11 protein-coding genes and 1 pseudogene are annotated in these 12,209 nt (G+C 72.7%); 7 read left to right on the forward strand and 5 right to left on the reverse strand.

Annotation, left to right across the window (positions count from 1 at the left end; genetic code table 11):
* Window positions 1-2: 2 nt before the first annotated feature.
* Window positions 3-1,166, reverse strand: coding sequence for a methyltransferase domain-containing protein (locus tag AA75_RS40870; RefSeq protein WP_033825564.1), 1,164 nt, complete (start codon window positions 1,164-1,166; stop codon window positions 3-5).
* Between the two features lie 752 nt (window positions 1,167-1,918).
* A complete protein-coding gene (locus AA75_RS40875; RefSeq protein WP_033825565.1) occupies window positions 1,919-3,505 on the reverse strand; it encodes an FAD-dependent monooxygenase in 1,587 nt (528 codons plus the stop codon).
* 55 nt (window positions 3,506-3,560) lie between these two features.
* Here AA75_RS40875 and AA75_RS40880 point away from each other — a divergent pair, with 55 nt between their 5' ends.
* Together AA75_RS40880 and AA75_RS53140 are read left to right on the forward strand one after the other, a co-directional pair.
* A complete protein-coding gene (locus AA75_RS40880) occupies window positions 3,561-4,265 on the forward strand; it encodes a TetR/AcrR family transcriptional regulator C-terminal domain-containing protein (RefSeq protein WP_033825566.1) in 705 nt (234 codons plus the stop codon).
* 168 nt (window positions 4,266-4,433) lie between these two features.
* A pseudogene (locus AA75_RS53140) lies at window positions 4,434-4,576 on the forward strand (AAA family ATPase); the annotation flags it as partial.
* Between the two features lie 127 nt (window positions 4,577-4,703).
* Here the strand turns inward: AA75_RS53140 and AA75_RS46705 are convergent.
* Together AA75_RS46705 and AA75_RS46710 are read right to left on the reverse strand one after the other, a co-directional pair.
* A complete protein-coding gene (locus tag AA75_RS46705; RefSeq protein ID WP_149038675.1) occupies window positions 4,704-5,018 on the reverse strand; it encodes a CPCC family cysteine-rich protein in 315 nt (104 codons plus the stop codon).
* Between the two features lie 49 nt (window positions 5,019-5,067).
* Window positions 5,068-6,042 carry a YrhB domain-containing protein gene (locus AA75_RS46710; RefSeq protein ID WP_158515656.1) on the reverse strand — a complete coding sequence of 325 codons (975 nt, stop codon included), beginning with the start codon at window positions 6,040-6,042 and terminating at the stop codon, window positions 5,068-5,070.
* A gap of 612 nt (window positions 6,043-6,654) precedes the next feature.
* On the opposite strand from AA75_RS46710, the gene AA75_RS40890 reads away from it, so the two are divergent.
* A complete protein-coding gene (locus AA75_RS40890) occupies window positions 6,655-7,797 on the forward strand; it encodes a mechanosensitive ion channel family protein (protein ID WP_033825567.1) in 1,143 nt (380 codons plus the stop codon).
* Between the two features lie 227 nt (window positions 7,798-8,024).
* The gene (locus AA75_RS40895; protein WP_033825568.1) at window positions 8,025-8,561 is read left to right on the forward strand and encodes a hypothetical protein; all 537 of its coding nucleotides are present in this window, start codon (window positions 8,025-8,027) and stop codon (window positions 8,559-8,561) included.
* Window positions 8,562-8,841: 280 nt separating this feature from the next.
* Here AA75_RS40895 and AA75_RS40900 read toward each other — a convergent pair whose 3' ends face one another.
* Complete coding sequence (locus AA75_RS40900; RefSeq protein ID WP_051814271.1) at window positions 8,842-9,771, reverse strand: alpha/beta hydrolase; 930 nt, start codon at window positions 9,769-9,771, stop codon at window positions 8,842-8,844.
* Window positions 9,772-9,882: 111 nt separating this feature from the next.
* Here AA75_RS40900 and AA75_RS40905 point away from each other — a divergent pair, with 111 nt between their 5' ends.
* The 3 genes from AA75_RS40905 to AA75_RS40915 form a co-directional block, all read left to right on the forward strand.
* The gene (locus tag AA75_RS40905; RefSeq protein ID WP_033825569.1) at window positions 9,883-10,329 is read left to right on the forward strand and encodes a MarR family winged helix-turn-helix transcriptional regulator; all 447 of its coding nucleotides are present in this window, start codon (window positions 9,883-9,885) and stop codon (window positions 10,327-10,329) included.
* A gap of 466 nt (window positions 10,330-10,795) precedes the next feature.
* Window positions 10,796-11,005: a hypothetical protein gene (locus tag AA75_RS40910; RefSeq protein WP_033825570.1), complete on the forward strand. Its 210-nt coding sequence runs from the start codon at window positions 10,796-10,798 to the stop codon at window positions 11,003-11,005.
* On the forward strand, window positions 10,992-12,209 hold a 1,218-nt coding region (locus tag AA75_RS40915; protein WP_033825571.1), incomplete at its 3' end, for an amidase. The genes AA75_RS40910 and AA75_RS40915, both read left to right, overlap by 14 nt.

Below are 12,209 nucleotides of genomic sequence, written 5' to 3' on the forward strand. Positions count from 1 at the left end.
CTCTACGGTGTGGGCCAGCGTGGTCCGGTGTGCGGGTCGTTGGCCCAGGTGTACTGGCTGGCGGCGGTGACGGTGATGCCGTAGTCGTAGACGCCGGGGGAGCCGATCCGTTCCCACTGTGTCCAGGCGTCCTCGAGTTCGGTGGCGAGCCGGCGGGGGCCGCCCTCGAGCACCCATGCCCCGCCGTCGGGCCGGGCGGACAGGGTGGCCCAGGAGGAGCGGCCGTCGGTCAGCCAGGCGCTGGTGCCGTCGGCGTCGGTCGCGCAGGTCACCGCGGTGTCGGGCAGGGCGACGCGTATCGCGAAGCCGAGCCGCCACCAGTCGGCGAGCGCCGCCGGGTCGCGGTCCGTCTCCCCATGGTGCTCGGGCTCGTGGTGGCTGCGGACGGCCGCGAAGGCGGCCGGTCCCGGCGAGCCGCCTGCGGCGGGGTCGGCCGTGCGGGTGGCCATGAACTGGCCGAGGCCCTGTATCCAGCCCGAGGCGGACCTGCCGTCGTCGGCGACGGTCAGGGCGACGTGCCCGAGCCGGCCCCACGGGGTGACGATCCGTCCGCCCGGAGCGGTCTGCTCCACCCACGCCCACGGGACCCGCTCCACCGCGTAGGTGGCGATGACCCGCTCGTACGGGGCCCCGGCCGGCCAGCCGGTGTCGCCGTCCCCGGTCACGACCGAGACGTCCAGGCCCGCCGCGCGGATCCGGTCGGCGGCCGTGGCGGCGAGCCGAGGGTCGACCTCCACGGAGGTGACCTTGCCGGGTCCGGCGTGGTGGGCGAGCAGCGCGGCGTTCCAGCCCGCCCCGGCGCCGAGTTCCAGGACGCGCTGCCCGGGCTCCAGCAGCAGGCAGTCGGCCATGTCCGCGACCACCGCCTGACAGGAGAGACTGGAGGTGGGCAGGTCGCCCGTGAGCTGGGTGATCGCCGCCGTGTCCGGATCCCCGTACAGCTCGCCGGCCCAGCCGTCCGGGTCGGCCGCCCGGTCGAGGGCCGCCCACCGGTGGCCGTCCCAGCGCCAGAGCAGCGCGGGCGCGAACCGGTCGCGGGGCAGCGCGGCAACCGCCTCCCGGATCCAGGGCGAACGCTCGGGCCACGCCCCCCGCGCCGCCATCACCTCGTCGAGGCGGGCACGGTACCGATCAAGGTCGAGACCGGGGCGGCCGACCGTCGTCATCCCCACGAACGCCTACTTCCGGTGCTTTCCGTCGCCGGGCGGCGGCGGAGGTACCTGGCCGTCGCTGTTGCCGGGCGGCGGGGTGCCCTGGCCCGGGTCCGGTGCGGGCTTCTCGTGTTCACCCATGGTGGGTTTCCCCTCCCGTCGGACGGTCGGCACGGATGTTCGCGTCGGCCTGGGAGCCATCGTGCCCGGGCGCAGCCGGGCGGGGAAGAGCGCGTCAGGGTGGCTTGTCGGTAGGCGTGTTGACGTGAGTGCGGTGCCGGGACTCTGTCCCGCCCGGCCGGGACCTGCCGGATCCTTGCGCCGCGACGGTCCGCGCCGCTGCTTCCGCGCCGGGGACCTGGCCGGAAGGCTGCCCGGAGGCTCGTTGGAGCGCCTCGGCCGCTGCATCGGGCTGGTGGGTCGAGCCGGGCGGGTTGCGGATCGACCCGGGCGAGGTGCTGGTGGTGCTACGCACCCGCAGGGCCGCGCGGGAGGCCGCCGTCGCTGTGGTCGCCACCCTCGCCCGGCGTCCGGTTCGTCGTCCGACCCGGTGCGCGAGGACGCGATGGCCGTCGCCGCCGGGTCGTCTGCGGCGGCCACCGTTCACCGGCTGCGGCAGGTCCGACCGCTCGGCCGTCCACGTCCTCGCCTCGCCTCACCTCGCCGCGTCCGGCGGCCCGCGCGGCCGAGCCGGTCTGACCCGTACTCAAGGGCGGACCGTTACCCGGACCGCTGAGATGGGGCGCTGCTGTCGGGGTGAGCGCGGGTCAGGTACCCGGTACCGGGACCGGGCGGGCCAGCAGCTGGTCGAGGACCTCGGCGAGGTGTCGCGCCGGGTCCGGGACCGGCGAGGTGATCCGCATCGCGACGATCGCGTCCGGTCGTACGAGCATGGCCCCGTCGTCGGGCAGCCACGGCGCGTGGACCCGGTGCGCGTGCAGGCCGATGCCCGCCGCGGCAGCGACCCACCCATCGCCCGCGGCACCCACCAGCAGGGTCCAGCGGGATGCGACCAGGTCGACGGTGGAGACCCCGTTGACCCACGCGTGGGGCACCCGTGAACCCGGCGACCCGTCGAGTGCCGCCACCAGGTCGAGCGTGGAGGGGAGTTCGGGCCGAGGATCGACGACGGCGGCCGAGTCGTACCGCTGGCCGAGGTGCACGACCGGCGCCGCCCACACTCCCGCCGCCGCCCTGGCGGCGTCGGCCTCGGGTCCACGGCCCCAGTGCAGCGCCAGGTCTGCGAACCTGCGCATCGCCTGGTCGAGCGTCGCCGCGGCGACCGGCTCGCGCTCCTGCGCGTAGGTGTCGAGCAGGCCGGCGCCCGCCTCGCCGCGGTGGACGGCGGCCAGCTTCCACGCCAGGTTGTGGGCATCGGCGACGCCGGTGTTGAGGCCGAACGCCCCGATGGGGGCCACGGTGTGGGCGGCGTCGCCGACCAGGAACGCCCGGCCGACGGCGAAACGGTCGGCCAGGGCGCTCCTGGGCCTCCACGGCAGCACGCTGCGCACCTCGACGTCGAGCCCGGGATCGCCGACCGCCGCGCGGACGAGCCCGACGCACCGTTCCTCGGTGAAGTCCTCGGGGCGCTCGCCCCCGTCCACGTCGCAGGTGACGTGGAGGACCCAGGTCCTCGCTCCGTCCACGGTCACCAGCAGGCCTGGGGCCTGCGGTGTGGTGATCGTGCAGGTGCCGAAGGCCATTCCCCGCAGGTGGGGCCGGAGGTCGGCGCCGAACAGGATGTTGATCTTCGACTTGCCCAGGTCGCCCGCCCCGGAGGTTCCCACGCCGAGCGCGGTCCGCACGGGGCTGTGTGCGCCGTCCGCGGCCACCACGCGCCCGCAGCGCAGCGCGTAGCGGCCGTCGGGCCCTTCCAGCTCGACGTCGACCCCGTCGGCGTCCTGCGCGATCCCGACCAGGCGGGTCGACCAGCGTACGTCCGCTCCGCGGCGTGCCAGGTCGGCCGCCACGACGGCGTCGAGGCGGTCCTGCGCGCAGACGCCGCGCAGCCTGAACGGCGTCGTCTCCGGCTCGGTGGCGGAAGGGACCGGCATGGGCACGGTCACGACGTCGCCCGCGCCCATCTCGATGACGGTCCGCGCCACCGCCTTGGCCGTGGCGCCGCGCAGGTCGACGGCGGCGGCGTCGACGGCGGTGTCCAGACCGAGTTCACGCAGGATCTCGACCGTCCGGGGCCCGATGCCGGTGGCGCGGGGGTGGACCGACGGCCCCGGGCGGCGTTCGACCAGGACCGCGGGGACGCCGTGGTGGGCGAGCAAGGCTGCGGTGAGCAGCCCGACGCTGCCGCCCCCGACCACGAGGACCGGCACTTCTGGATACGATGTTTCCGTCATGGCTACACCGTAGCCAGAAGCTAGAATGCCGGTCAACGAGAGAGGGAAGCACCCGATGACCGAACCCGATCCCTGGTCGGTGTGGACCAGGCCGCGCCCCGAACCGGCCCGCCGCGCCCCGGGGGTGGACCAGTACGTGGCCGCCGCGCTGGCCGTCGCCGACGCGGAGGGCCTGGCCGCGGTCTCGATGCGCCGGATCGCGAGCGACCTCGGCTCCGGGACGGCCACCCTCTACCGCTACATCACCAACCGCGACGAACTGGTCGACCTGATGGTCGACGCGGCCCAGGGCGAGGACCCGCTCCCCGAACCCACCCCCCACTGGCGCACCGACCTGGCCGCGGTCGCGCACGCCCAGCGCGCGACCCTGCTGCGCCACCCGTGGCTGGCGGCCGAACTGGCAGGCAGGCCCTCGCTCGGCCCCAACACGCTCCGGCGGGCCGAATCCGCCCTGCGCGCCGCCGTCGCGCTCACCCCCGACATCACGCTGGCGTCGCAGGCGCTCGGCGCCGTGCACGCGTACGTGCTTGGCTCGGTGGCCACCCAGCAGGCCGCCCGGCGCGCCGAGCAGCGCACCGGCCTGAGCGAGGAGCAGTGGCAGCGTAGCCTCGGCCCCTACATCAGCGCCGTCCTCGCGGCGGGCGAGCACCCGATGCTCGCCCGCCGCGTCCACGAGGCCGAAGAATTCGACCCCGACGCGGAGTTCGCATTCGGCCTGGAGTGCGTACTCGACGGCCTCGCGGCCCGCACGGGCCGCTGAGCGGTTTCGGGGGCACTCGGGCCCTGGGACGCGGATCCGATGGGATCCGAGGTCCGGGTCCTGGTCCGGCTCACGGCTCGACGGCGACGACCAGTGTGTGGCGCGGGACGAGATCGGTGGCTTCCGTGCGGAGTGCGGTGTGCAGGGGTGGCTGCTGGAGGGCCAGGGGGCTCCGCCGCCGCGATGGCCGGCTTCCGGGTCCGATACGCGCTCACCGAGGAGCTCGTCAACGAGCGCCGCGAGGCCGCCGACGAGAAGCAGCCGACCAGGACCACGTTGGCTACGGACGCGTCGACCTTCTCTGCATCGATCTCTGCCGAGACCGCGACTCCGCCCAACACGAGGAACCTGAGCGGGGCTGCTGTCGGTGTGATGAGCGCGGCGCTCGGCATGGTCGCAGTGCCTTCACTCACAAATGCGTTGGAAGGACGCGTGTGCTCAGGTCGAGTGACCCAGGTCCCGCATCCTTCGCGCCACACGTGCCCGCCAGGCGCCTTCGCCGCCGTTGATCAGCGAATCCTCGTCCGCTGCTCTCGCCTCAGCGGTGTACTGAGCGTAGTTTTTGCGCGCATCGGTCAGGCTCTCCGATCCGTTGGGACCGCCCCATACCTCCTCGGCGTTCAAGTCGTCCTGACCGTCGTCTTCCCATCCGCACTCGGAGCAGATCTCCCACCGGCAGCGGGCTTCCAAGGTCAGGAGTCTGCAACAGGGGCAGGCGTAAGGACCTCCGCCTGGTGGGCAATGCAGATGGATCCCAGCTCAGTGAGCAGGTCAACGGGACCCTCGGCATGATCCGTGGGGGTCAGGAGGCCGAGTCGTCGGAGTCCTGCTCTCTCAAGAGTTCTTGCTCCAGGTCTCGCAGACGGCGCGGGCTGACCGGTGTGGGTGCCCAGCTGTTGCTGCGCGCATGTTCCACGAAATCGGGAGGGAGCTGCAGGTGATGCTGCTCGACGTAGTGGGCCAGGTCGCTGTGCCAGAACCAAGTGCCGTCGGTCAGCAACGTCCAACTGCCCAGTGACGGGCCGTCTGCTACAAGGCGGCACTTGGCGGCGGACGTGGTGGCTGCCAGGAGTGTCCCCGCATGCAGGTAGGAGACAAGAGTTGCGTCGTCCCCGCCGGGTTGGGCCCGGAGGTACGGAAGGACGCTCGGTGCCTGCTCCTCCCCAGGCACCAGTTCGCGGTAGTACCCCAGGGCCCGAGTCGGATCGGGGCCTTCGCCAGGTGGCGGGGCGGGCGCTGGAGTGAGGGTCAGGGTGGTGATCGGCAGCGGCGGACAGACCTCCGGCTGCCGGGTGAGCGCGATCAGCTCGGCCGAGGGCGTCTGGTGTGCCGCGAGGGCGCCAACGTATGCGCGGGCCTGGCCGATGCTCATCCCTGATGCGTGCCGACGCACCTCCCGCAACGCCGCCACGGTGCCCTGAGCGTCCAGGACCGAACCGACCAGGCCGGCGACCGGGTCCGGGCGCGAGAGGCCTTTCACGTCGTGCCGGTACAGGTCCTGCCAAACCCCGCTCCCGTAGGTCGTGACCGGTATCAGGTGCAAGCTGCCATCCACGGCGTCAACCAGGATCGGGCCAAGGCCGACCAGCATGTGCTCAGGGTCGCGAGTGCGGATGTACTCGGCTGACTGGCAGAAGACCAGCCAGCCCAGCGGGTGCTCCTCCGTTCCGGACACCTGCACGTCCTGCGTCCACCGCTGTGCCCCCAGCGCCAGCAGGCGCTCGCGCGCCAGCCACGCCTCGATCGCACCTATCGCCTCATCCCGCTCCAACCTCACGGCACGGATCATCCCGGCGTGTCACCGATCTGGCCAGCGAAATTCCCCACGGAACGGCTCGGCCGACAATCCGCGACCATGAGCCTTGGGGCGCTGCCCCCAGAAACCCCGGCCCCTCGCCTACACCCAGGCATTCCTGCCCGGACTGAAGAACTTCTACCGCACGGCAGCGCAGAACGGCCGAACAGCCCTCTTCACCGTCGATCAGTAGGCCGGGACCGACTCAATCCGGAACCCAGGGCCCGCCCGGCCCGGACTCGACCATGGCGCCGCCCCGCGCAGGACGCCGCAGTGCCGATCCCGCTCGGCGCAGGGCCTGCGGGCATGGGCGGAGACCGGGCCGGTCACGGGCAACCCCGCTGCTGCACGGGCGGAGTGGTCCCGCCGCGCTCCTTCCGTACTCCCGCGGTACTCCCGGCGGCCGGAGCGCCGGGGTCCGGTTGTGGTGGGGGCCGGGGTATGGGGCAGGATGGCCGTGCGTTCGGAACGCGTACATCCGCTCCAACGCGGCAGCGCACGATACGACCTGACAGGCGACAAGGTGACGACACAGCACGTACGGCGGCCGGCGGCGGCCCGCTCCCTCGCCCTCCACACTGCGGGGGCACGGCGGTGACCCGGGACCTGGTGCTGCACGACTGGGTGGTGGCCGGTATCGCGCTGGCCGGCGGCTGCGTGGCCGCTCTGGTGCTGCGGGCCCTGATGAAGTGGCTGGGCAAGCACGCGAGCAGGACCAAGTGGAGCGGGGACGACATCATCGTCGACGCGCTGCGCACCATAGTCCCCTGGGCGGCCGTGGTCGCCGGCGCCGCGGTGGCGGCTTCGGCCCTGCCGCTGACCGTGCGGATCGGGGCCCTGGTCGACCGGTCGCTGACGGCCGTGCTCATCGTCATCGCGACGCTGAGTGCGGCCCGGGTGGTGGCGGGGCTGGTGCAGTCGGTGGCCGCGTCACGGACGGGCGTCGCGGCGTCCGCGAGCATCTTCGTCAACATCACCCGCATCGTGGTGCTGTCGATGGGGGTCCTGGTGGCCCTGGAGACCCTCGGGGTGTCCATCGCCCCGCTGGTCACCGCCCTCGGGGTGGGCGGTCTCGCGGTCGCGCTGGCGTTGCAGGACACCCTCGCCAACCTCTTCGCGGGGGTGCACATCCTTGCCTCGAAGACGGTCCAGCCGGGTGACTACATCCGGCTGACCAGCGGGGAGGAGGGGTACGTCGTCGACATCAACTGGCGCAACAGCGTGGTGCGCAACCTGTCGAACAACCTGGTGATCATCCCCAACGGCCGCCTGGCGCGGACGAACATGACGAACTTCTCCCGGCCCGAGCAGAGGCTGTCGATCCTGGTCCAGGTCGGCGTCGGCTACGAGAGCGACCTGGAGCACGTGGAGCGGGTCACCCTCGAGGTCGTCGACTGCGTGATGGCCGATGTCAGCGGCGGCGTGCCCGAGCACAAGGCCGCGGTCCGGTTCCACACCTTCGCGGACTCCAGGATCAACTTCACGGTGACCCTGGGCGTCGGCGAGTTCAGCGACCAGTACCGGATCAAGCACGAGTTCATCAAGCGCCTGCACCAGCGGTACCGGACGGAGGGCATCTCGATCCCGGCACCCACGCGCACGGTCTCGCTGCAGCAGGACGCGGCTGCCGGGGCGGTAGGGGCGGTCGCACCGTCGTCCCTCCCGGCGGTTCCGCACCAGTGGGAAGGGTCGTCCGAGGTGCTGGCGTCCGAGGTGCTGGCGGACGGGCGGCGGTAGCCGGCGTGGGGGCCCGTAGGCCGCGTGGCGCGCGGGTCCCCCCGGGGACGGCTTTCGCGGCGTGAGCCGCTCCTGCGCCACCTGGCCTGCGGCGGCCTGGCCGGGCGTCAACTCCGCCCCGACAGGTGGTGGCAGGCAGGTGCTCGTGGCGCATGGCATTCCTGAGTGTGCCCGCTCGCGGGCCTGGCCGAGTGAGCGAGCGGATGGAGGGGTGGTAGGAACGTGCGGTGACGTTCTACGAGGATTTGAGCCCCTACACCTACTGGGACGGCGGAGAGTCGTTCACCGACATGACGACGGGCTATCGGTTTCTGACCTTCCAGCCCCGGTACGAGCGCGTGAACATCGGCTGGTTGTCAGATGATCAGCCGTGGGCCCGTGGGGTGGCGTCGGTCGGCTTCACCGAGAGGCTTGAGGCTGTCCTTGACGCGCAGGTGGTCAACCAGATGCTGGGTCTCCACGAATGCGAGCTCTGCCCGCCCTCGGAGACGCAGCCACCGGAGTGGTGGGAGCCGCGGCCGGGCCACCGGCGAAGCAGCATCGACACGGGTGAGATCCGTATCCCGGGCGGGCCGGGCACGGCGTTCGCGGCTCCGACGCTCATCGGCCACTACGTCATCGATCACGGGTACGCGCCGCCGAAGGCCTTCGTGGACGCGGTGCTCGCATTCGACCCGTACCGTCATGCGACCGCCGAGTACCCGTGGATGCGGTTCCCCTGGGTGCCCGAGGACGCGGTTCACTACGACGCCTCGGTCGGGTGACCGGCACCAGGAACCGCGCACAGGCCGGTTGGCGCGGCGACCGTCTCCGGTGCCTCCACGGGCCCCGCCGGGATCCGCATCGCCGCTGACGCGCGGGCGGAGGCCGCCCGGTGACCGCAGCGGGTGGTCGGCTGCCCCGCATCGGCCGGCCAGCCGTCCTGATCGACGGTTGTCCGGCGTTGCGGCGGTCCGGTGCTCAGACCGGACCCGTGGTGGCGGCGGTCGCGGCGGTGTCCCGGCGGCCGTCGCCGACACCACGTGGAGGTTGCCGGGACCGGAGTCAGTGGACCGGTTCGAGGTGGTCGGTGTCGTGGTGTGCGGTGTTGAGGTGGTTGGCGAGGAAGCGGGCCGCGCGGTCGAGTGCGGCGTCGGCCTCGTCGAGGCGGCCGTAGTGGTGCTGGTAGACGTGGGGGAGGCCGGGGCCGATTTCGAGGGTGACCTCGACGTCGTCGGCGCCCGCGCGGGCGGCCAGCCGGACCGCGTCGTCGAGGAGGACCTCGTTCGCGCCGACCTGGATGAGGAGCGGGGGCAGTCCGGTGAGGTCGGCGAACACCGGGCTGGCCAGGGGCTGTGCCCGGTCGCCCGCGCCGACGTAGAGATCGGCGTAGGCGCGTATGTCGGCCTCGGTGAAGATGGGGTCGGCATCCTCCTTGGAACGGATGCTCGCTCCGGTGAGGGTGAGGTCGGCCCAGGGGGAGAAGACGACGACGGCGGCCGGCTGGGGCAGCCCGGCCTCCCGGGCGGCGAGCAGCGTGGCGATGCTCAGTCCGCCACCCGCGGAGTCGCCGGCGATGACGAGGTCGCGCGGGTCGGTGCCCGTCGCCAGGAGTTCGCGGTAGGCGGCGAGCCCGTCGTCGACGGCCGCGGGGAAGGGGTGCTCGGGCGCCAGCCGGTAGTCCACCGATGTCGCGCGCAGCCCGGCGCGGCGGGCCAGTTCGCCGGCCAGCCCTGCGTGGGTGTCGGGTGAGCCGACGAGGTAGCCGCCGCCGTGCAGGAAGAGCAGTCGGCCGGGGCCGGATGCTTCGGCCGGCTCCAGTTCCAGGGCCGGCCGCCCGCCGAGGACGGTCCCGCGGGTGGTCACGCCCTGGGGCGCGGGCCGGGTGAGGGCCGCAGCGAAGCCGATGCGCTGCTCGTCGGGGGTGGGCCGCGTCTCGCCGCGGGGGGCGGAACGGAGTGCGGCGTCCAGGGCGTGGCGCTGCTGTCGGGACATGCGGGGCCTCCAAAGGTCGGGATGCGAGGATGGATTCCGGGGAATCCACCTGTCCGACCCTAACCGGATTCTCGGGAAGATGATTCCTGGGAATCTACTGGAAGGCCAAATGTGAGCCACGTCACCTCGATCTTCATCGACCTGGTCCGCGTCGAGACCCGGCTCTACAACGCGGTGAGTGCCCGGCTGCGCGCCGAACAAGGCCTGGGGCTGGGGCAGTTCGAGTTTCTGGAGATCATCGACCGCGTTCCGGGATGCCGAGTGCTCGACATCGCCGGCGAAGTGGCGATCACCGTGGGGGCCGTCAGCAAGGCGGTCGACCGGCTGGTGGCCGCGGGCTGGTGCCAGCGGGTCGCGCACCCCGAGGACCGCCGCTCGTCCGTCCTGCGCCTCACCTCCGCGGGCGAGGAGCAGCTGTCCGCCTCCCGCCCGATTGTCGAGAGCGAGCTCGTCGCGCTGACCGCGTCGGTTCCCCCGGACGACCTGGCTCGCATCGCCCCGACCCTGGCCGCCCTCCGCGCAACCCTCGAGGCGGGCCACCATGGCCAGCTGGGATGAGGGGTCGTGTCCGGCGAACGGCATCCGGCCGCCGTAGCTGAGTGACGCTGCTGCTCGGCCCGCACGGCCGATATGACGTATTCACGTTCGGTCGCGTGCGCCGAGGGGCGCAGGCGGGGGCGTCCTGAGGGGGAGTCCCGTCTGCTTGGCGGCGAGAGTCGGGCGCGCTCGGCGCTTCCTTTCGGCCGTCGCCTCGCTGGGTGCCTGGGTGTCTGGGTGAAATGCGGTGCGGGGGCGTCGGGGGCCGGGCGGGTGCGGGTCCGGCTGGCTGCCGCCTGCGCGACCTGCTTACCGCCTGGGGCTGCCCGGCCGGCAGCGCCGTCCGGGGTGGATGGGCCAGCCGGGCCGGGGGGCCGGTAAGGCTAAACGCTATGGGTTTGCTTTAAGTCGTCCGCGCTCCTAGAGTGAGCTAACGCAAAGCCTTAGCTTTTGGGCTGTGCTCCGCCACTTCAGCCGGGAGAAGCCGATGTCCGTCACAGAACTCACCCCGCCGGAGGCGGCCCGCTGGGCCGCCCACGCCGGGCTCCGACTGCCGGCCGGCCGTCATGCCTCGGTCGCGGCCACCGCCAACCACATCCGCTCCGTCGTCGCGGTCCTGCGGGAGCTGGACCTCGGGGACACCCCGCCCGCCCCCGCCTTCCTCGCAGGACAGGAGATGCACGATGCAGCCGTATGAGATGTCCCTGACCGCGGCCGCCGACGCGATCCGGGAACGGCAGCTGTCCCCGGTCGAGTTGACGGACTCCATCCTTCGGCGCATCGCCCAGGCAGAGCCGCGCCTTCATGCCTATGTCACCGTGACCGCCGAGCACGCCCGGCGGGCCGCGCGTGCGGCCGAACGCGACATCGCGGCAGGCCGTCACCGCGGCCCGCTGCACGGTATCCCCATGGGGCTGAAGGACTTGATCGATGTGGCCGGCACGGCCACATCGGCCAGCTCCCGGGTCAGAGCCGGCCATCGGGCGCAGGCGGACAGCGCCGTCGCCGCACGCCTGGGGGAGGCCGGCGCCGTCCTGGTCGGCAAGACACACACGCACGAGTTCGCCTACGGGCTGATCACCCCGCAGACCCACAACGCCTGGGACCGGGGCAGGGTCGCCGGCGGTTCCAGCGGCGGATCGGCCGTCGCCGTCGCTTCCGGCATGGCGACATTCGCCCTGGGTACCGACACGGGCGGGTCGATCCGGGTGCCCGCCGCGCTCAACGGGGTCGTCGGCCTCAAGCCGACCTACGGGCTCGTACCCCGGCACGGCGTCACGTCCCTGTCCTGGTCGCTGGACCACGTGGGCCCGATCACCCGCACCGTCGAGGACGCGGGCACGGTCCTGGCGGCCCTGACCGGACACGATCCCCGCGACCCCGCCTCCCTGAACACGCCTCCCCGGGACTACCGGCCGGCTGCAGGCACGGACCTGACGGGGCTGCGGGTCGGCGTGCCGCGCAACTACTACTTCGACCACATCGACCCGGAGATCGAGGCCTCCGTCCGGCGCGCCATCGACCAGCTCCAGGCGCTGGGCGCACGCATCGTCGAGGTCGAGATCCCCATGACCCGCTACATCCAGGCCACCCAGTGGGGCCTGATGGTGCCCGAGGCCACCGCCTATCACGAGGCGACCCAGCGCACGACCCCCGAGCTCTACCAGGACGACGTCCGCATCCTTCTGGAGGCGGGCGAACTGATGTCCGCCGGTGACTACCTGCGCGCCCAGCGCTCCCGCACCCTCATGCGGCAGGAGTGGGCCCGCATGCTGCGGGAGGTCGATGTGGTGGCCGCCCCCTCCGTCCCCGCAACCGCCGTCGAGGCCGGTCAGGAGACGATCACCTGGGACGACGGCACCGTCGAGAGCGTCTCCGACGCCTACGTGCGCCTGTCGTCC

This window comes from Kitasatospora sp. MBT63 (assembly GCF_000710465.2).
Lineage (GTDB): Bacteria > Actinomycetota > Actinomycetes > Streptomycetales > Streptomycetaceae > Kitasatospora.

Excerpts from the sequence above, each read along its gene's own strand:
- AA75_RS40870 (WP_033825564.1), bottom strand. The coding sequence starts at position 1,166 with ATGACGACGGTCGGCCGCCCCGGTCTCGACCTTGATCGGTACCGTGCC.
- AA75_RS40875 (WP_033825565.1), bottom strand. The coding sequence starts at position 3,505 with ATGACGGAAACATCGTATCCAGAAGTGCCGGTCCTCGTGGTCGGGGGC.
- AA75_RS40880 (WP_033825566.1), top strand. The coding sequence starts at position 3,561 with ATGACCGAACCCGATCCCTGGTCGGTGTGGACCAGGCCGCGCCCCGAA.
- AA75_RS40900 (WP_051814271.1), bottom strand. The coding sequence starts at position 9,771 with ATGTCCCGACAGCAGCGCCACGCCCTGGACGCCGCACTCCGTTCCGCC.
- AA75_RS40910 (WP_033825570.1), top strand. The coding sequence starts at position 10,796 with ATGTCCGTCACAGAACTCACCCCGCCGGAGGCGGCCCGCTGGGCCGCC.